Source organism: Micromonospora sp. NPDC004704, from assembly GCF_053601675.1.
The window spans coordinates 48,017-65,393 of sequence record NZ_JBSGCD010000012.1; the positions used below are offsets into that span (position 1 = coordinate 48,017).

The following is a 17,377-nucleotide window of genomic DNA, read 5'->3' on the forward strand; positions in this document are numbered from 1 at the left end:
TCTTCCCGGCCGACCCTACGGAAGAGCCGAACGAGCGGCAATAAGTCGTCTTGCCCAGTGGGGGCGTCAGCGCACGCCGTCGACGCCGAGGCCGGGCGCGTCGGGCAGGAGTACGCAGGCGTTCTCGTACCGGATCCCGCCCTGCACGGGTGAGGAGGCGAGCCACCAGGCGGCGTCCAGGTCGGAGACGGCGGTGGTGCCGTACGCGGCGACCAGGCTGGCGGCGGCGCCGACCCCGATCTGGCTTTCCATCATCGAGCCGACGATGGTCCCCATCCCGTGTGCGGCGGCGAGTTCGAGCAGCCCCCGGGCGGCGCCGAGGCCCCCGCACTTGGCGAGTTTCACGTTGACCATGTCGGCCGCCCGCCGCTGGATCACCGCGACCAGGTCGCGCAGCCCGAAGACCGTCTCGTCGGCGAGGATCGGCACGGTGACCCGGTCGCTGACCCACGCGAGCCCGTCCAGGTCCCACCGGGACACCGGTTGCTCGACCAGCTCCACGTCCAGGCCGGCGTCCTCGACGCCCCGGATGATCCGGACGGCCTCCCTCGGCGTCCAGCCCTGGTTGGCGTCGAGCCGGATCCGGATGTCGGGTCCGGCGGCGGCCCGGACGGCCCGGACCCGGGCCAGGTCGCCGGCGGCGTCCGTACCCACCTTGATTTTCAGGACGGTGAAGCCGTCGGTCACCCGCCCGGTGGTGGCGGCGGAGAGGGCGCCGGCCTCGCCGGCGGCCAGGGTGACGTCGGTCGGCACCCGCAGGGTCGTGCCGCCGAGCAGCCGGACCAGGGGTACGCCGAGCCGGCGCGCGGCCAGGTCGTGCAGGGCGGTGTCGGTGGCGGCGCGGGCGGCCTCGTTGCCGGCGACGGCCCGGTGCACCTCGGCGCACCGGGCGACCAGGTCGTCGGGGTCCCGACCGACCAGAAGCGGGGCGAGCAGCTCGGACACGCACGCCTCGGCGCCGGCGATCGAGGAGCCGGTCACCTGCCATACCTGTGGTGCCTCGCCGAAGCCGGACCGGCCGTCGGTGTCGACGATCTCCACCACCAGCGTCTCGACGGTGGTCGCCCGGCGCAGCGCGGTGACGAACGGGGTGTGCAGCGGGGCGGTGAGCCGGTGGGTGCGGACCGAGGCGATGGCCATGTCCGGCACCCTATCGGCCGGCGATCTTCAGTTTGGCGGTGTCGGCATCGGGGCGAGGTCCCGGCGGGTGGCCCAGACCGTCGCGGAGATCCGGGCGATCAGCCGCCGGGCCGCCGCGTCCGGATCGCCACCGTCCGGGTGGTCGCTGGTGCAGACCACCACCGTGTACGGGGGCGCGTCGTCGGGGAAGACCACCCCGGCGGCGTGCCGTACGCCGCGTACCCAGCCGTTCTTGTGTGCAACCCGGGTGCCGTCCGGTAGTCCGGCGGCGAGGTCCTCCCGGTGTTCCTGGTCGAGCAGGACCCGGAGCATCGTGGTGCAGGCCGCCGTGCTGGCCAGTGGGCCGGGCGCCTCGGTGCCGAGGGCGATGGTGCGGAGTAGGGCGGCCAGGTCGGCGGCGGTGACCGGGTTGTCGATGCCGGCTTCGCGGGCGGCGAAGTCCTCGATGCCCCGCCCGGTGTGGCTGTGCCGGGCGCCGGCCAGGGCCCAGACGGCGGCGACGGCGGGCAGGCCGACGTGTCCGAGGACGAGGTTGGTGGCCAGGTTGCTGGATCGGACGATCATGCGTTCGGCCAGCCAGCGGAGCGGGGCCCGGCCGCCGACCCGGGCCCAGACGGCCGGGTCGTTGTCGTAGCTCGGGCTGCACCGGAAGCGGGATGCGCCGGGTTTGGCGGAGTCGAACCCGTTCTCGACCGGGACCGGGGCGTCGGGATCGAGGGCGCCGGTGTCGGCGGCCCGGTAGAGGGCGCCGAGTACGGCGACCTTCATCGTGCTGGCCGCGAAGTGGGTGTGGTGCGGCAGCCGGGTGTACGCGGGCGCGGCGTCGAGCCGGCCCGCGTACACCGAGACCGTGCCGGCCGTGTCGGCCAGCTCACGGTCGAGCCTGTCCCAGGTCATGCCGCCGACCGTAGCCGATCGGCGGATCTTCCGTGGTGCGGTGCGGGTTGGGTCAGCCGGCGTGCTTGCGGCGCGCCGTGGCCCGGCCCCGGGCGTTCTGGTCGAGGACGACCTTGCGCAGCCGGATTGCCGCCGGGGTCACCTCGACGCACTCGTCCTCGCGACAGAACTCGAGGGCCTGCTCCAGCGTCAGCTTGCGCGGCGGGATCAGCTTCTCCGTCTCGTCGCTGCTGGAGGCGCGCATGTTGGTGAGCTTCTTTTCCTTGGTGATGTTGACGTCCATGTCGTCGGCGCGGGAGTTCTCACCGACCAGCATGCCCTCGTAGACCTCGCTGGTGGGTTCGACGAACAGGGTCCCGCGTTCCTGCAGGTTCATCATCGCGAACGGGGTGACCACGCCGGACCGGTCGGCGACCAGGGAGCCGTTGTTGCGGGTACGCAGCTCGCCGAACCACGGCTCGTAGGACTCGAAGACGTGGTGCAGGATGCCGGTGCCCCGGGTGTCGGTGAGGAACTCGGTCCGGAAGCCGATCAGGCCGCGGGCCGGGACCAGCCACTCCATCCGGATCCAGCCAGTGCCGTGGTTGACCAGTTGTTCCATCCGCCCCTTGCGGGTGGCGAGGAGTTGGGTGATCGCCCCGAGGTACTCCTCCGGGGAGTCGATGGTGAGCCGCTCGACCGGCTCGCAGGTCTTGCCGTCGATCTCCTTGGTGACGACCTGCGGCTTGCCGACGGTCAGCTCGTACTGCTCGCGGCGCATCTGCTCGACCAGGATGGCCAGCGCGAGTTCACCCCGGCCCTGCACCTCCCAGGCGTCCGGCCGTTCGGTCGGCAGGACCCGCAGCGAGACGTTGCCGATCAGTTCCTTGTCCAGCCGGTCCTTGACCATCCGGGCGGTGACCTTGGCGCCCTTGACCCGGCCGACCAGCGGCGAGGTGTTGGTGCCGATGGTCATCGAGATGGCCGGCTCGTCGACGGTGATCAGCGGCAGGGGTCGGGGGTCTTCCAGGTTCGCGAGCGTCTCGCCGATCATGATGTTGGGGATGCCGGCGACGGCGATGATGTCGCCCGGCCCGGCGGAGTCGGCGGGCTTGCGCTCCAGTCCGTCGGTCATCAGCATCTCGGAGATCCGGACCCGCTCGGTGGTGCCGTCGGTACGGCACCAGGCGACCGTCTCGCCCTTGCGGATGGTGCCCTCGCGGACCCGGCACAGCGCGAGCCGGCCGAGGAACGGCGAGGCGTCGAGGTTGGTGACGTGCGCCTGCATCGGGGCGCCCTCGGTGTACGAGGGCGGCGGGATGGTGGTCAGCAGGGTGCGGAACAGGGGTTCCAGGGAGGTGCTGTCGCCGGGCACGGTGGCGTCGGCGGGCTGGGTCAGCGAGGCGATGCCGTCGCGGGCGCAGGCGTAGATGATCGGGAAGTCAATCTGCTCCTCGTCGGCGTCCAGGTCGAGGAAGAGCTCGTAGGTGTCGTCGAGCACCTCCTTGATCCGGGCGTCCGACCGGTCCACCTTGTTGATCACGAGGATGATCGGCATCCGGGCCTTGAGGGCCTTGCGGAGCACGAACCGGGTCTGCGGCAGCGGGCCTTCGCTCGCGTCGACCAGCAGGATCACGCCGTCGACCATGGTCAGACCGCGTTCGACCTCGCCGCCGAAGTCGGCGTGGCCGGGGGTGTCGATGATGTTGATCACGACGGGGTCGCCGCCGTCCGCCGGCACGTAGCGCACGGCGGTGTTCTTGGCGAGAATGGTGATGCCCTTTTCCCGCTCGAGGTCCATCGAGTCCATCACCCGGTCGGCCATCTCGGCCCGGGCGCTGAACGCCCCGGACTGCCGCAACATGGCGTCGACCAGGGTTGTCTTGCCGTGGTCAACGTGAGCGATAATGGCGACGTTGCGTAGGTCGGCGCGGGTCTGCATGTCACTATCCTCCCTCCTCCTCCGGCGCGGTTGCGTCGGGGTCACCCCTGGGGTGGTCGGGATCTCCCTCAAACCGCTGTCATGGGGTTGTTCCGGGCTGGCATGCTGGCCGGCGTGGTCCGGGGGTGGATATGCATACGGTGGTGACGCTGCTTGAGCAGTTGCCGCCGCTGCTTGTCTACCTGGTGGCCGCGGCGCTGGTCGGGGGTGAGACCGGGCTGTTGGTGCTGGGGCTGTTGGTGCCCAGTGAGGCGACCCTGCTGCTGGTCGGGTTCCTCGCCTACACCGGGACGCTGGATCTCGGCACCGCGCTGGTCGTGATGATCTCGTCGGCGCTGGTCGGGGACTCGGTGGCGTTCCGCAGCGGCCGTCGGCACGGGCCGCGGATCCGGGCCAGCAAGTGGGGGCAGCGGATCGGTGCGCGCCGGTGGGCGAAGGCCGACGAGATGCTGGACCGGCTCGGCGGGCGGGCGGTCCTGGCGGCCCGGTGGATCGCGTACGCGCGGACGCTGGTGCCCCGGCTCGCGGGCAACGCCGGGATGCCGTACCGGCGGTTCGCCCCGTGGAACCTGGCCGGGGTGGTGAGCTGGGTCGGCGGTTCGGTGGTGGTCGGCTACCTGGCCGGGGAGTCGTACGAGACGGTCTCCAGTTATCTCGGCAAGGCGACCGGGGCGGTCCTGGTGCTGCTGGTCGCGGTGCTGGTGATCGTGCTGGGTGGGCGGTGGCTGGGCCGCAACCCCGATCCGGTACGCGCGCTGCTGGGCCGGGCCCGCGCGTTGCCGCCGGTGCGTTGGCTCGCCGGCCGCTACGGGGTGCTGTTCTTCCTGCTCGCGATGCACATCGGTCCCGGCTGGACCCTGTTGATCAACCTGCTCGCCGGGCTCGGGCTGCTGTTCGCCATCGGTCTGGGGCTGGCGTACCTGGTCGACGTGGTGGTCCACCAGAGCGGCCTGTACGTGGTGGACCACGCGATCGCCCAGTGGTTCGCCGAACAGCGTGCCAGCGGTACGGCCGACGCGGCGATCACCGTACTCAACGTGTTCCGCGGGTCGTTCCTGATCATCGCGGTGGCCCTGGTCGCGGTGCTGGTCGGTTGGCGGTCCCGGCCGTGGCAGGCCGACCTGGTCAGCGTGGTCGGCACGGTCGGGGCGTCCCTGCCGTTGGTGCTGCTGGCCCTGGTCGCGGACCTGACCCAACCGGGTCAGCGCACGCCCGAGGAGGCGGGTGCGGGGGTGGCGGCGTTCCCGAACCAGAACGCGATCGTCACCGCCAGCCTGTGCACGCTGGCCTGGTTGCTGGCCCGGCAGAACCGGTGGCCGTTCGCGGTGGCCGCCTGGACGGGTGCGGCGGTCGGGGTGCTCATGGTCGGGGCGGCGCGGCTCTACGTCGGTTGGAGTTCGGCCAGCGAGACGGTCACGTCGATCCTGCTCGGGGTGCTCTGGACGGCGGTGTTCATGGTCGCCTGGGCTACCCGGGACCGGGCCGTACGCGGCGCCGCGCCACCGGAGCCTCAACCGATCGGGTCGTGATCCGTGCCCGTTGAGTGGATGATTCGCCGCGGTCGGGGTCGGGGTCGGTTGTCGTTCACTTGTTACGGTGCGTTCGGACTCGACGGGGAGGGCTCCGATGACTGGATCGACGCGCCGGATCGGACTGGCCGCGGGTGCGCTGTCGCTCGCCCTGGTGCTGGGCGGGTGCGGCGGTGACGCCCCGGTCGATCGGGTGGCCGCGCCGGTCGGGGTGACCACCGACGGGTCGACCGGTGAGCCGAGCGTGCCGCCGTCCGCCCCGGTCGCCGAGGGCCTGGGTACCGGGCCGACCAAGTCGGCGTCCCCGAGCCCGAGCAGGACCACCGCCAAGCCCAAGCCGACCAAACCGAAGGCCCCGCCGAAGCCGGTGGCGAAGAAGGACGTTCCGCCCCCGCCGGCCGTCCGACCCGCTCCGGCCGACTGCACCGGGCCGAAGTACGTGGGCGAGCAGGCGAGCCGGGCCGAGTCGAAAGCGGCGCTGACCGCTGCCGCGAACGTGACGTACTGGCCGACTTCGGCGCCGGAGATCAGGGTGCCGGTCGATCTGGTCAAGGCGGTTGCCTGGCAGGAGAGCGGTTGGCAGTCCAACATCGAGGCCTGTGACGGCGGGGTCGGCCTGATGCAGGTGATGCCGGGTACGGCGGATCAGGTCAACAACCGGTTCGGCCAGTCGTACCGGATCGGCGACTACGGGGACAACGCGAAGCTCGGCGCGAACTATCTGGCCTGGTTGATCAAGTACCTGGGTGACCTGAGCGGGCTGGGGTACGGGGTCTCGGCTACGGACTGTGTTGATCACGTTGACCCGTGCATGCTCAACGCGGTGATCTCCGCGTACAACATGGGGCCGGGAACGGTGTTGGTGCAGCAGTCGGACGGCACGTACGACCTGAAGGTCTCGAACATCCGGTACACGGACAACGTGCGTACGTTGATGACCGAGTGCGAGTGCCTCGGATTCTGACCCGGACGGCCCTCCTGGTCCACCGTCCCTTGTGATCAATTTGTCGTCGTAAATCGGCTGCCGGCACTGCGCCGGTAGTCGATCTGACGTGCGCCCGACAGAAGATGGCACACGTTTGCCCTGGTCAGAGGCGTATAGACGACGATACTCTCAAGTCGGACAGGTTGGACGATCGGCATTGTCAATCCATTTGGGTAAGACGCGCCGATAGGAGAAATTCAATGGCACTCTGGACCGATCTCGCCACCTGGCGTGGTCCCACCGTCAACTCTGGTGACGGCGACAAGAACGGCAATGAGGCCAGCGACCGGATGACCGAGCACCGCGGCATCGTGTTGCACATCGCCGAGGGCTACTTCGAGGGCACCATCGCCTGGCAGAAGAACCCGGCGGCCAACGTGTCGTCACACTTCGTAGTCGCGAAGGACGGCCGGATCGCGCAGATGGTGGACACCGACATCCGATCCTGGGCACAACGGTCCGGGAACCCCACGTGGCTCAGCGTCGAGAACGAGGGCTTCGTTCCGGGCGCACTCACCCCACAACAGATCGAGGCGAACGCGCGCCTGCTCGTGCGCGCCAACCAGGTCTACGACATCCCACTGCAGATCGCCACCAGTCCGTCGGGGCGGGGTCTCGGCCACCACAGCATGGGGGCCGAGAACGGGGTCGACTGGGGACACCCCCAGTGTCCCGGTCCCGCCATCATCGACCAGAAGCCGGCCATCGTCTCCCGGGCGTTGGAGCTGAGCGGCTCGGAGGTGGTGCCGGTGGCCCCGGATCGGCCCCGGCGCAGATGGATCATCGACAACTAGGAGATCGACGACCAGAAAGGTCCGTCCCATGTATCTCATCCAGAGCACGACGCAGAACCCGAGCCCCATCTTCCTCGTGCACGACAGCGGCAAGGTCCGGCACATCGGCCCGGTCGAATTCAACTACCTCCGTTCCCTCGGCGGTGGCGCGACCGTGCCGCTGCTGGTGGAGCCGAATCCGGACGCGTTCGCCCGGCTGCTCGCCGAGGCCCGCGTCTCGCAGGGCTACCTGCAGAACTGAGCCGCACCTGGCCCGGAGCCGGCGTCCGTCCGCCGGTCAGCGGTGCCGGGCCAGCCAGGCGTCCTCGGCGGCGTAGTCGAAGTAGTCGGTCCGGTACTCCAGCAGGTCGGTGAAGACGTCACGCCAGTCCCGGTCGCGGGTGGCGTCCACCAGCCAGCTCACCGTCTCCGGCAGGGACCGGAGGTAGTCGGTGACCGGGCGGTAGCCGAGCTGTCGTTGGGCCACGCTCATGTCGAGCACCACGGGGTTCGCCGTCGACCACGGTGTCTCGCCCACCGGGGGTGCCGGCGAGGGTCCGTCGATCAGCACCTCGTCGGCGGAGTGGTCGAGCACGGAGTGGATGGCGGCGCCGATCTCCCGTACGGTCGGCGCCTCCGGGTCGGCGGCGTTGAGCACCCTGGCTCCCGGCTCGGACGCGGCCAGTCGGATCAGCTCGGCCAGGTTGGCGGTGGACACCGGGTGAAACCGGCTCTCGCCCCCGTAGGCGAGCACCCTGGCGGGCCTGCGGTCCAGTGCCCGCTTCACGAAGTGCCACTCGCGGGGGTGCACGGTGTGCGGGCCGTGGATGGCCCCGGCGCGCAACACGGTGGTGGGCAGGGTCGCGCCGGCATCGAGCAACTCGCGCTCCAGGGCGGCCTTGTCGGCCGCGTAGTCCCCGGTGCCGGCTATGGTGGTCGGCTGGGTCTCGGCGATCGGCACGGGGAAGGTCACCCCGTCGGCGCCGAAGCCCAGCCCCTGGTCGTCGAGGTAGACCGCGGCGCTGGAGAGCACCACGGCCGAGCCGATCCGGTCGGAGAGTTCGATCAGTTGTCGGGCGTGCCGGGCGCCGTACGCGACGGTGTCCACCACCAGGTCGCAGCCGTCGCCGACCGCCTCGACCAGCTCGTCGTCGTTCTCCCGGTTGAGGGCGACCGGGTGCACGTGCCAGTCGAGCGGCCACAGTGGCCCGCCCCGTCCGCCCCGGGAACCGGCCCGGACCTGCCACCCGTCACGCACCAGTGCGCGTACGGTCGCCCGGCCGACCTGGCCGGTTGCTCCGATGACCAACGCAGTCCTCTCCATACGCCCACGGTAGGCGGGCGGGCGGCCCGACCTGCGCCCCTTCTGCCGAGGGCGAATAAGCCGAGAGCTCAACCCGTCCAGGGATCGGCAACAGGCATTGTGCAACAGCTCTTGCGCAATGCCTGTTGCTGATGCCAGACTCCTCTCATGGACAGAGCAGAGATCCGGCAGGTGACCGACTCGCGGGTGCTGGCGGCGCTGGCACACCCGTTGCGGCGCCGGCTGATGGACGCGTTGAAGGTCGACGGGCCGTCCACGGTGAGTGCGCTCGCCGCGCGGACCGGCCAGGCGGTGGCGAACGTCAGCCACCACCTCAAGGTGCTGGCCGCCAGCGAACTGGTCGAGGAGGCACCCGAACTGGCCCGCGACCGGCGGGAACGATGGTGGCGCCCGGTCTCCGCCGGGGTGCGGTGGTCGCAGGCCGACTTCGCCGACGACCCGGCCGCGATGGCGGTCTTCAACGCCTCGCTCTCGCTCAACCTCGACCGGCACGCCAGCCTGGTCCGGGCCTGGTGGGCGGCGACCGAGACCGGGGCGGGCGGGTGGACCGAGGGACCGTTCTCCGCCGACAAGTGGCTGCACCTCACCCCGGCCGAGCTGACCCAGCTCAGCGGCGAGCTGATCGGGGTGCTGGACCGGTGGGCCAACCGGGAGGTCCCGGACGACGGCGAGCACCGGGAGCCGGTCTTCGTCTTCGCCCACGGCGTACCGGCGCAGCCGTGACCGGCGACTCGGCCGGGCAGACGGTCGCACCCCGCCGGAGTCTGCTGCGGCACCGGGACTTCCGGTTGCTCTGGATCGGACAGACCACCAGCAAGCTCGGCAGCAGCGTCACCGGCGTGGCGCTGCCGCTGGTGGCGGTCGCCACCGTCGATGCGACCACCTTCCAGGTGGCCCTGCTGGCCGCGGCCGCCTGGGTGCCCTGGCTGGTGATCGGGCTACCGGCCGGCGCGTGGGTGGACCGGCTGCCGCGCCGACCGGTGATGATCCTGGCCGACCTCGCCTGCCTGGTGCTGTTCCTCAGCGTGCCGGTCGCCGCCTGGTTCGGCGTACTGGGCATCGGGCAACTGCTCGCGGTCGCCCTCGGCACCGGGACGGCCAGCGTCTTCTTCCAGACGTCCTACCAGGTCTACCTGCCCACGCTGTTGCGGCCGGAGGAGGTGGCCGAGGGCAACGCGAAGCTGCAGGGCACCGAGTCGGCGGCGCACGTGGTCGGCCCCGGTCTCGCCGGGCTGCTCGCCCAACTGGTCGGCGCGGCGTCCGCGCTGCTCGCCGACGCGGCCAGCTTCCTGGTCTCGGTGCTGTGCCTCTGGTCCATCCGTACGCCCGAAGCCCGGCCTGCGCCGGACCCGCACCGGGAGAACCTGCGCCGGCAGATCCGCGCCGGAATCCGGTTCGTGGCCCTCGACCCCTACCTGCGGGTGATGACGGTCTTCGGCGCGGCCAGCAACATCGCCCTGGTCGGCTACCAGGCGATCCTGGTGGTCTTCCTGGTCCGCGAGGTGGGGGTGAGTCCGGGCCTGGTCGGCGCCCTGATCGCCCTGACCAGCCTCGGTGGGGTACTCGGTGCGACCGCCGCCGGCTGGCTCGCTCGGCGCTTCGGCACCGCCCGTGGACTGCTCCTGTCCGAGCTGGGCGCGGCACCGTTCGCCCTGCTCATCCCGCTCACCGCGCCCGGTCCCCGGCTCGGTTTCCTGGTCGCCGGGGGCGTCGTCGTCGGCGCCGGGATCGTCGCCGGCAACGTGATCAAGGGAAGTTTCCGGCAGACGTACACCCCGCACCACCTGCTCGGTCGGGTCACGGTCAGCATGCAGTTGCTCAACTTCGGCTCGATCCCGTTCGGTGCGCTGCTCGCCGGTGCGCTCGGCACCACGGCGGGGATCCGGCCGACAATGTGGATCATGACGGCGCTCCTGCCGCTGAGCAGCCTGATCCTGCTCGTCGGCCCGCTGCGGCAACGCCGCGACCTGCCGACCCTCCCGCCGGGCGACGACCGCGACCAAGCGGTGGACGCGGCCGGGCCAGTGAAAGCGGTCGGGCCAGTTGAAGCGGTCGCCTCAGTGGAAGCGGTCGGGGGTGACGTGGGCGGGGTCGATCCCCGGCTCGGGCGGCGTGGCCCCGGTGACCAGCGTCGCCAGCAGACGGCCGAGGCTCGGCGCGACCTGCATGCCGTACCCGCTCAGGCCGGCCAGCCAGAGAAAACCCTCCGCGTCCGCGGACCGGCCGACCACCGGCACGTCGTCGGCGGCGGACGTCCGCAGCCCGGCCCAGGCGTGGTGCACCCGGCGGATGGTGAGGGTGGTGGCCTCCTCGACCCGGGCCGCGCCGATCGCGATGTCGAGGTCGTCGGGGCGTACGTCACCGGGCGGGGTCGGGGTGGCGTCGGCGGGTGAAATCAGCAGCCGCCCCGACTCGGGCTTGAAGTAGAACGTCTCCGCCACGTCCGACACCATCGGCCACCGCTCCGCGCTGACCCCGTCCGGCAGGTCCACCAGGAACGCGGTACGCCGCAGCGGGGTCAGGCCGACCGGCCGTACCCCGGCGAGTTCCGCCACCTCGTCGGCCCAGGCACCCGCGGCGTTGACCACCAGCCCACCGGTGAAGTGCCCGGCGTCGGTCTCCGCCCGCCAACCGCCGACGACTCGGGTCAACGACCGGACCCGGGCGGACCGGACCACCCGACCACCGCCCGCCCGGATGCCCCGCAGGAACCCCTGGTGCAACGCGTCCACGTCGATGTCCTGCGCCGCCGGGCGGACCATCGCCCGGTGGTAGCGGCCCGGACGGACGATCGGGCAGTAGCGCTGGACCTCGTCCAGGTCGATCTCGCGGGCGGGGGTCGGGGCGGCGAGTTCGTCGGCCAGCGCCGCGTCGAAGCTCGCGTCCTCACCGGCCGGGGAGAGCGCCAGCACCCCCCTCGGGGTGAGCAGAGGCGCGGCGCTGAAACCCGGCGGCGGGTCATCCAGAAAGGAGCGGCTGGCCGACGTCAACGCCCGCACCACCGGTCCGCCGTAGTACTCCGAGAACAGTGCGGCCGAACGGCCGGTGGCGTGGTAGCCGGCGACCTTCTCCATCTCCAGCAGGACCACCCGCCCGTACGCGGCCAGGTGGTAGCCCGCGCTGGCGCCGGCTATCCCACCGCCGATGATGAGGAAGTCAGCGTCCACGGCCGCTGACCGTAGTCGGTCAAGGCGGAGACGGCAATCAATGGCGAGACAGTTTCGGGTCCAAACAGGAAATCGGGGACGACCCTGAGTGGGATCAGGGGTTTCGGACACGATCGAGGGGACTGTCCCGGAGGGAAAAGTTGGTCGGCCCGCCTACGGTGTAGCCATGGGGCAGCGGGGGTGTGGGCGTGGCTGACTGGCTGGCGCAACTGGGGGAGCTCCCGAGCGCCCTGTACCTGGCGGGGCTCGGCGTGGTCATGCTGCTCGACGCGATCCCGTTGGTGGGCGTGCTGGTACCCGGCGACATCGCGGTGCTCGCCGTGGTGGGCACCGGCCGACCGGGCGGACCCGCCGGTGCCTACCTCAGCGTGATAGCCGGTTGCGTGGTCGGCTGGTCGTTGAGCTTCCTCGCCGGTCGGCTTTTCGGCGACCGGATCCGGCAGGGTCGGATCGGAGCCTGGATCGGCGAGGCCCGGTGGGCCGCCGCCGAGGGCATCCTGAACCGCGGTGGCGGCCGGATGGTGATGGTGGCCCCGTTCCTGCCCGTGTTCAACGCGTTGCTACCACTGGCCGCCGGCGGCCTACGAATGTCCTACCGCCGCTTCGTCTCCTGTGCGGCACTCGGTGCCGCGCTCTGGGCCGGGCTGTACGTGCTGCTGGGCACAGCGGCGAACTCACTGGGTGGACTGTTGCCCGGAGAGTCGTTCACGATGGTGGCCACGGTCGGCATCGGCCTGACCGTCGGCTGGGTCGTGCTGCTGGGTGCCCGGCGCAGCTGGCTCAGATCGGCCGGACATTCGCCGCCTGCGGGCCCTTCTGCCCCTGAGTGACCTCGAACTCGACCTTCTGGCCCTCGTTGAGCTCGCGGTAACCCTGGCTGTCGATGGCGGAGTAGTGGACGAAGACGTCCGGTCCTCCGCCGTCCTGCTCGATGAAGCCGAAGCCCTTTTCTGAGTTGAACCACTTCACGGTGCCGGTTGCCATTCAAATCTCCTTAACAGGTGTGCGACGGTGGTCGTCCCACACGACACCGACACTAGCGTTCCGACCCGGATGATGCGCGGCGAAGTCGCGGCTCGGCGACAGTCGGGGCGATAACCGGGGCCGGAAGAGCCGTTCTACGGCATGCTGGACCCGTGACGAGACGGATGGCGGGCCCGCTAGCCGACCTCGAAACCAAGATCTCCGCGACCGACACCGGGGGCCTGGACCGGCTCCGGCTCGTCGAGGTGCCGTTCGTGCCCGAGGTACGCCTGCATCTGGCCGAGGACGCCATCGTCTGGTGGGCCAGGATGGAGGCCGAGGCCGGGGCGGTGCTGGCGCCACCGTACTGGGCGTCGGCGTGGCCGGGAGGGCAGGCACTCGCCCGGTACGTGCTCGACCATCCCGAGGCGGTCGCCGGTCTGCGCGTACTCGACCTGGCCGCGGGCTCCGGGTTGGCCGCGATCGCCGCCGCGCTGGCCGGGGCGGCCACGGTGACCGCCAACGACATCGATCCGTACGCCCTGGCGGTGATCGGGATGAACGCGCGGGCGAACCGGATCGACGTACGCCAGGCCGACGGTGACCTGCTCGACGGCGACGGGCTGGACGCGGACCTGATCCTGGCCGGTGACGTCTTCTACCGCCGGGCACTGGCGGACAGGATGCTGCCGTTCCTGGAGCGGGCGGCGGCACGCGGTGCGCGGGTGCTGGTCGGCGACCCCGGGCGGGTGTTCCTACCGGCCGACCGGTTCCGGGTGGTGGCCAGTTACCACGGTTCGGCCAGCGACTCGGTCGAGGACGCGGAGATCAGTCGGATGGACGTGCTCCAGCTCCTGAGCTGACCACCGGAAGGTCGAGGACCTACGAGTCGCCCTCGCGCCGGAAACCGAGCCGGTCGTAGTACGGGGCGACCATGCCCGGTGGGGTGACCACCCGGCGGAAGCCCCGGTCGGTGAAGAGACTGCTGCGCCGGTAGACGAACTCGCCGGGGGTGAAGTCCCGGAACCGCTGGGTCACGTAGTCCAGTTCCACCCGGGCCACCTCCCCGCCGCTGCCGTCGACCAGTACCACCCCGACCACCTCGTCGGCGCGTACGACGAGGAAGGCCGTCCGGTCCGGGTCGGCGCCGTGCCACTCGAACCCCGGGTTGAACCGGGCGATGTCCGCCCCGTGTACGCGCAGCGTGTGGGCCAGGAACCCGTCGTCGGTGCCGACCTCGACGACCTCGTAGGTCCGCTCGTCGTGCCGGGTGGCGAGCATCCGGCGCAGGTACCAGACGTTGATGATCGCGATCACCACGTTCAGCCCGACCCCCGGCCAGACCTGCAGGGCGGTGTTGTAACCGATCAGGATCAGGGAGCCGACCAGGTTCAGCGCGCGCAGCCGCAGTACGCGGGTCTGCAGCAGGGACCAGACCAGTACCGCGGAGCCGATCCAACCGATGATGTCCAGCCAGTTCACCCGCCGAGGTTAGCCCCTGCCCGCTGACCTGCCCAAAATCGGACGCAGGTGGTGAAGCGCGCGGACCGGGCGTGGTTGTCGTCGCCATGGCGGGCGCAGGGGTGACACGCGGGGGTACCGGCATGGTGTGAGACGTACCACCGGCCGTACCACCACGAGTATGGTGGCCCGTATGGCAGACAAGGTCACGTTGAGTCTGAACCCGGACACACTCGCCCGGGCGCGTGCCGCCGCCGGCCAGGCCGGCATGTCCCTGTCCGCCTGGATCGACCGGGCCGCCCGTCGGGAGGCGATGCGCGACGCCGCCCGCCGGCAGGACGAGTGGCTGGCCGCCAACCCGGACGTACGCGACGAGCTCGACGGGTTCGACCGGCTCGCCGACAATCTCGAAGCGGGTTGGAATGACCTGGCCGAGGCGGCGTGAACCGCGGTGAGATCTGGACTGTCGGCGATCCCAGCAAGGTGCGTTACCGCGTCATCGTGCTCTCCGGCGACGCGCACAACGACCGGCCGAGCGCGTCGCCGTACTGCGCGCCGATCGTCCGCCAGCGTGGTAGCGCGGAACTGCCGCCGTTTGTCGTACCGCTGGCCGAGACCGACCCGATGACCGGGGTGGTGGTGGTCAACCGGATGCGCCGGGTCCCGGCCGCCGCCGGTGTCGAGCGGGTCGGCATGGCCACCGGGGCGAGCATGTCCCGGATCGTCGAGGCGCTGAAGGACCTCTTCGAACTCTGACCCTCTCGAATCCTGTCCCGACCGCCAGCATCTACAGCTGTTCGGCGGCGACAGCGTATTCCCGGGGGACCCGGAAATATAAGGCCCTGACCAGGCAAAACGTTGATTTGGGCCATGGCGTCTAGCCTCCTAGACTGAATTCGTCTACTACACTAGACGCGTGGGTCATGAAGCGCGCCGACCTCATCACGGTCATCAGCAAGGCTGCTGCTGAGGCAGGTTGCGACTTCACCCTCGTGCGAGAGGGTGCCAGCCATACGGTCTTTCGGTATGACAACAAGCAATTCACCGTGCCCCGCCACAAGGAGATCAACGAACTGACCGCGCGGGGCATTCTGCGCAACCTCGGTCTCAGGTAAGGGACTACCAGCTATGACTACGTATACCGCCACATGCACACGCTCCGGAAACTGGTGGTCGATCACCGTCCCGGAACTGCCAGGCGTCTTTACCCAGGCGCGCAGACTCGACCAGGTGGAGGCGATGGCAAGGGATGCCATCGCCGTACTCCTCGACGTGTCACCGAAGAGCTTCGATATCGAGATCCACCCCGATGTTCCGAGCGAGGTCACCACGGCACGTCGTGCACGAGCCAAGCTGGCGGAGGCAGAACAATCAGCGGAGCAGGCCACGCTGAAGGCAGCTAAGGCGCTGCTGGAGAAGGGCTACACCGTGCGGGACGCAGGAAGCCTGTTGGGGATCTCCCCGCAGCGGGTTTCGCAGCTCACTACGCAGAAGCAGGCGGCAAAGCCGAAACCGAAGGTGCGCAAGGTGCCCCAGCGCAGTGCTAAGCGGGTTTCCGGATCCAAACAGCGGGTCGCCGCCTGAGGCGGCTTCCAACCACGAACGCCCCGTACCCTTCTCGAAGGTCGGGGCGTTCGTGGTTGGAAACCGGAGCCTGAAGCGCGACGCCTACCAGCCGCGGGCCCGCCACTCTTCGAGGGAGGGGCGTTCGACACCGAGGGTGGAGTCCCGGCCGTGGCCGGGGTAGAACCAGGTCTCGTCCGGCAGCCGCCCGAAGATCTTGGTCTCCAGGTCGTTCATGATGCTGTCGAAGTGGGCCGGGTCGGTGGTCTTTCCGGGGCCACCGGGGAACAGGCTGTCGCCGGTGAACAGGTGCGGAATCCCGGCCGGGTCGCTGTAGAGCAGGGCGATCGAGCCGGGGGTGTGCCCGACCAGGTGGATCACCTCCAGCGCGCAGCCGCCGACCCGTACGGTGTCCCCGTCGACCAGCGTCTCGGAGTCGATCGGCAGCCCGTCGGCGTCGGCGGTGTGCGCGAGACTGATCGCGCCGGTGGCCGCCACCACCTCTTCCAGTGCCACCCAGTGGTCCATGTGCCGATGGGTGGTGATCACGTGGCTCAGCCCGGTCTCGCCGGCCAGTTCCAGCAGCCGGGGCGCCTCGTTGGCCGCGTCGATCAACACCTGGTCGCCGGTGGTGCGGCAGCGGACCAGGTAGGCGTTGTTCTCCATCGGCCCGACCGACACCTTGGTGATGGTCAGGTCGTCCAGGTCCCGTACGTCGGGCGCCCCGCCGGGCGAGACATCTCCGCGGTAACTCATCTCGTACCTCTAGATCCAGTCCGGTGGGGTGGGCAAGGGGCCGTTCGGGGTGACGGTGAGTCCGGCGCCGGTCGACCGACCGATCAGCCAGCCGGCGAGCAGGTGCACCGGTCCGGCGACGGTCGGTCCGGCTCCGGCCGGGCCGATGGTCAGGGCGCGGCCGGCGTCGGTCGGGCGCAGCGCCAGGGCGGGTACGTCCTCGCGGGTGGCCAGGTCACCGGCGGCCTCGTTCAGCAGCCGCTGGGCGAACCCCTCGGGCCAGTCGACCGGGTCGTAACCGGCGCCGAGGTCGACGTGGTGCACCTCGAGTTCACGCAGGCGGGTCCAGACCAGCACCGCCGCCACCCGGTCGCCGCGGTGCGACCTGACCACCGCCGCCCAGGCCTCCGGCGGCATCGCGGCGCACGCCTCGGCGAACCGTTTCGCGCCGCCCCGCAGGTCGTCCAGGTGGGCGTCGAGGGGGCGGTCGGCACCGGCGGCGATGTCCGCGTCGCGGGCGGCGACGCTCGCGTACGCCGGGACGTGCTGGCCGGTCCGGGCCCCGGTGAGCAGATTGACCAGCGCGTCGGCGCTGCGCGCGAGGTGGGTCAGCACATGTCCGCGGCTCCAGCCGGGCAGTCGGGACGGTTCGTCGAGGGTGGACCGGTCGAGGGTGCCGGCGGTACGGAGCAGCCGCTCCGTGGCGCGGTCCACCTCGGCGATCAGAACCAATGGGTCAACGGTCACGTTTCGACCCTAGTCGTCCGCACCCCGCCGGTGGTCGTCGGCGGGCCGGACCCGGAAATGGCTTTCGGTGGATCGTCGGCAGCCCTTACCGTTCGAGTTGAACGCGTCACCCGGGAGTTGGAGGGAGGTGGGGATCATGCCGGTCGCCGTGCGCGTCTCCCGCATCCCGGTT

20 protein-coding genes and 1 pseudogene are annotated in these 17,377 nt (G+C 70.6%); 12 read left to right on the plus strand and 9 right to left on the minus strand.

Annotated features, from left to right (window positions below):
• Positions 1-66 precede the first annotated feature (66 nt).
• The 3 genes from ACWEFB_RS18420 to typA are packed head-to-tail and all read right to left on the minus strand — an operon-like array spanning position 67 to position 3,958.
• Complete coding sequence (locus ACWEFB_RS18420; RefSeq protein WP_452286904.1) at positions 67-1,140, minus strand: mandelate racemase/muconate lactonizing enzyme family protein; 1,074 nt, start codon at positions 1,138-1,140, stop codon at positions 67-69.
• Between the two features lie 27 nt (positions 1,141-1,167).
• Positions 1,168-2,037: a serine hydrolase gene (locus ACWEFB_RS18425; RefSeq protein WP_452286906.1), complete on the minus strand. Its 870-nt coding sequence runs from the start codon at positions 2,035-2,037 to the stop codon at positions 1,168-1,170.
• A 52-nt stretch (positions 2,038-2,089) separates the two neighbouring features.
• A complete protein-coding gene (typA, locus tag ACWEFB_RS18430; RefSeq protein ID WP_326556909.1) occupies positions 2,090-3,958 on the minus strand; it encodes a translational GTPase TypA in 1,869 nt (622 codons plus the stop codon).
• 131 nt (positions 3,959-4,089) lie between these two features.
• Between typA and ACWEFB_RS18435 the strand changes: the two genes are divergently transcribed.
• The 4 genes from ACWEFB_RS18435 to ACWEFB_RS18450 all read left to right on the plus strand — a co-directional run bounded on the left by ACWEFB_RS18435 (position 4,090) and on the right by ACWEFB_RS18450 (position 7,507).
• The gene (locus tag ACWEFB_RS18435; RefSeq protein WP_326563232.1) at positions 4,090-5,487 is read left to right on the plus strand and encodes a VTT domain-containing protein; all 1,398 of its coding nucleotides are present in this window, start codon (positions 4,090-4,092) and stop codon (positions 5,485-5,487) included.
• Positions 5,488-5,584: 97 nt separating this feature from the next.
• Complete coding sequence (locus tag ACWEFB_RS18440; protein WP_452286908.1) at positions 5,585-6,451, plus strand: lytic transglycosylase domain-containing protein; 867 nt, start codon at positions 5,585-5,587, stop codon at positions 6,449-6,451.
• Positions 6,452-6,672: 221 nt separating this feature from the next.
• Complete coding sequence (locus ACWEFB_RS18445; RefSeq protein WP_452286910.1) at positions 6,673-7,266, plus strand: N-acetylmuramoyl-L-alanine amidase; 594 nt, start codon at positions 6,673-6,675, stop codon at positions 7,264-7,266.
• Between the two features lie 28 nt (positions 7,267-7,294).
• Complete coding sequence (locus tag ACWEFB_RS18450) at positions 7,295-7,507, plus strand: hypothetical protein (RefSeq protein ID WP_326556912.1); 213 nt, start codon at positions 7,295-7,297, stop codon at positions 7,505-7,507.
• Positions 7,508-7,543: 36 nt separating this feature from the next.
• On the opposite strand, the gene ACWEFB_RS18455 is transcribed toward ACWEFB_RS18450, so the two are convergent.
• A complete protein-coding gene (locus ACWEFB_RS18455) occupies positions 7,544-8,569 on the minus strand; it encodes an NAD-dependent epimerase/dehydratase family protein (RefSeq protein ID WP_452286912.1) in 1,026 nt (341 codons plus the stop codon).
• A gap of 147 nt (positions 8,570-8,716) precedes the next feature.
• Here ACWEFB_RS18455 and ACWEFB_RS18460 point away from each other — a divergent pair, with 147 nt between their 5' ends.
• Complete coding sequence (locus ACWEFB_RS18460) at positions 8,717-9,292, plus strand: ArsR/SmtB family transcription factor (RefSeq protein ID WP_452286914.1); 576 nt, start codon at positions 8,717-8,719, stop codon at positions 9,290-9,292.
• A pseudogene (locus ACWEFB_RS18465) lies at positions 9,289-10,524 on the plus strand (MFS transporter); the annotation flags it as partial. The gene ACWEFB_RS18460 and the pseudogene ACWEFB_RS18465, both read left to right, overlap by 4 nt.
• Before the next feature lie 102 nt (positions 10,525-10,626).
• On the opposite strand, the gene ACWEFB_RS18470 reads toward ACWEFB_RS18465, so the two are convergent.
• Positions 10,627-11,736 (minus strand): NAD(P)/FAD-dependent oxidoreductase, encoded by a 1,110-nt coding sequence (locus ACWEFB_RS18470; RefSeq protein WP_452286916.1) that lies wholly within the window; start codon positions 11,734-11,736, stop codon positions 10,627-10,629.
• A 188-nt stretch (positions 11,737-11,924) separates the two neighbouring features.
• Here ACWEFB_RS18470 and ACWEFB_RS18475 point away from each other — a divergent pair, with 188 nt between their 5' ends.
• The gene (locus ACWEFB_RS18475; RefSeq protein WP_326556916.1) at positions 11,925-12,566 is read left to right on the plus strand and encodes a DedA family protein; all 642 of its coding nucleotides are present in this window, start codon (positions 11,925-11,927) and stop codon (positions 12,564-12,566) included.
• On the opposite strand, the gene ACWEFB_RS18480 is transcribed toward ACWEFB_RS18475, so the two are convergent.
• Positions 12,517-12,720: a cold-shock protein gene (locus tag ACWEFB_RS18480; protein ID WP_326556917.1), complete on the minus strand. Its 204-nt coding sequence runs from the start codon at positions 12,718-12,720 to the stop codon at positions 12,517-12,519. The genes ACWEFB_RS18475 and ACWEFB_RS18480 overlap by 50 nt on opposite strands.
• Positions 12,721-12,884: 164 nt before the next feature.
• On the opposite strand from ACWEFB_RS18480, the gene ACWEFB_RS18485 reads away from it, so the two are divergent.
• Positions 12,885-13,562, plus strand: coding sequence for a class I SAM-dependent methyltransferase (locus ACWEFB_RS18485; RefSeq protein ID WP_326563233.1), 678 nt, complete (start codon positions 12,885-12,887; stop codon positions 13,560-13,562).
• A 19-nt stretch (positions 13,563-13,581) separates the two neighbouring features.
• On the opposite strand, the gene ACWEFB_RS18490 is transcribed toward ACWEFB_RS18485, so the two are convergent.
• Complete coding sequence (locus ACWEFB_RS18490; RefSeq protein WP_452286918.1) at positions 13,582-14,181, minus strand: YgjV family protein; 600 nt, start codon at positions 14,179-14,181, stop codon at positions 13,582-13,584.
• Positions 14,182-14,353: 172 nt separating this feature from the next.
• Here ACWEFB_RS18490 and ACWEFB_RS18495 point away from each other — a divergent pair, with 172 nt between their 5' ends.
• The 4 genes from ACWEFB_RS18495 (at position 14,354) to ACWEFB_RS18510 (ending at position 15,744) form a co-directional block, all read left to right on the plus strand.
• Positions 14,354-14,605 carry a hypothetical protein gene (locus ACWEFB_RS18495; protein ID WP_452286920.1) on the plus strand — a complete coding sequence of 84 codons (252 nt, stop codon included), beginning with the start codon at positions 14,354-14,356 and terminating at the stop codon, positions 14,603-14,605.
• A complete protein-coding gene (locus ACWEFB_RS18500) occupies positions 14,602-14,916 on the plus strand; it encodes a type II toxin-antitoxin system PemK/MazF family toxin (RefSeq protein ID WP_326556920.1) in 315 nt (104 codons plus the stop codon). Before ACWEFB_RS18495 ends, ACWEFB_RS18500 begins: the two co-directional genes overlap by 4 nt.
• Positions 14,917-15,083: 167 nt before the next feature.
• The gene (locus ACWEFB_RS18505) at positions 15,084-15,275 is read left to right on the plus strand and encodes a type II toxin-antitoxin system HicA family toxin (RefSeq protein WP_452286922.1); all 192 of its coding nucleotides are present in this window, start codon (positions 15,084-15,086) and stop codon (positions 15,273-15,275) included.
• A 13-nt stretch (positions 15,276-15,288) separates the two neighbouring features.
• The gene (locus tag ACWEFB_RS18510; protein WP_452286924.1) at positions 15,289-15,744 is read left to right on the plus strand and encodes a hypothetical protein; all 456 of its coding nucleotides are present in this window, start codon (positions 15,289-15,291) and stop codon (positions 15,742-15,744) included.
• A gap of 84 nt (positions 15,745-15,828) precedes the next feature.
• On the opposite strand, the gene ACWEFB_RS18515 is transcribed toward ACWEFB_RS18510, so the two are convergent.
• A complete protein-coding gene (locus tag ACWEFB_RS18515; RefSeq protein WP_452286926.1) occupies positions 15,829-16,479 on the minus strand; it encodes an MBL fold metallo-hydrolase in 651 nt (216 codons plus the stop codon).
• A 9-nt stretch (positions 16,480-16,488) separates the two neighbouring features.
• Complete coding sequence (locus ACWEFB_RS18520) at positions 16,489-17,205, minus strand: maleylpyruvate isomerase family mycothiol-dependent enzyme (protein WP_452286928.1); 717 nt, start codon at positions 17,203-17,205, stop codon at positions 16,489-16,491.
• Positions 17,206-17,377 lie beyond the last annotated feature (172 nt).

Coding starts and splice junctions, on each gene's coding strand:
- ACWEFB_RS18420 (WP_452286904.1), bottom strand. CDS start 1,140: ATGGCCATCGCCTCGGTCCGCACCCACCGGCTCACCGCCCCGCTGCAC.
- ACWEFB_RS18425 (WP_452286906.1), bottom strand. CDS start 2,037: ATGACCTGGGACAGGCTCGACCGTGAGCTGGCCGACACGGCCGGCACG.
- typA (WP_326556909.1), bottom strand. CDS start 3,958: ATGCAGACCCGCGCCGACCTACGCAACGTCGCCATTATCGCTCACGTT.
- ACWEFB_RS18435 (WP_326563232.1), top strand. CDS start 4,090: ATGCATACGGTGGTGACGCTGCTTGAGCAGTTGCCGCCGCTGCTTGTC.
- ACWEFB_RS18440 (WP_452286908.1), top strand. CDS start 5,585: ATGACTGGATCGACGCGCCGGATCGGACTGGCCGCGGGTGCGCTGTCG.
- ACWEFB_RS18445 (WP_452286910.1), top strand. CDS start 6,673: ATGGCACTCTGGACCGATCTCGCCACCTGGCGTGGTCCCACCGTCAAC.
- ACWEFB_RS18450 (WP_326556912.1), top strand. CDS start 7,295: ATGTATCTCATCCAGAGCACGACGCAGAACCCGAGCCCCATCTTCCTC.
- ACWEFB_RS18455 (WP_452286912.1), bottom strand. CDS start 8,569: ATGGAGAGGACTGCGTTGGTCATCGGAGCAACCGGCCAGGTCGGCCGG.
- ACWEFB_RS18460 (WP_452286914.1), top strand. CDS start 8,717: ATGGACAGAGCAGAGATCCGGCAGGTGACCGACTCGCGGGTGCTGGCG.
- ACWEFB_RS18480 (WP_326556917.1), bottom strand. CDS start 12,720: ATGGCAACCGGCACCGTGAAGTGGTTCAACTCAGAAAAGGGCTTCGGC.
- ACWEFB_RS18485 (WP_326563233.1), top strand. CDS start 12,885: ATGGCGGGCCCGCTAGCCGACCTCGAAACCAAGATCTCCGCGACCGAC.
- ACWEFB_RS18495 (WP_452286920.1), top strand. CDS start 14,354: ATGGCAGACAAGGTCACGTTGAGTCTGAACCCGGACACACTCGCCCGG.
- ACWEFB_RS18505 (WP_452286922.1), top strand. CDS start 15,084: ATGAAGCGCGCCGACCTCATCACGGTCATCAGCAAGGCTGCTGCTGAG.
- ACWEFB_RS18510 (WP_452286924.1), top strand. CDS start 15,289: ATGACTACGTATACCGCCACATGCACACGCTCCGGAAACTGGTGGTCG.
- ACWEFB_RS18515 (WP_452286926.1), bottom strand. CDS start 16,479: ATGAGTTACCGCGGAGATGTCTCGCCCGGCGGGGCGCCCGACGTACGG.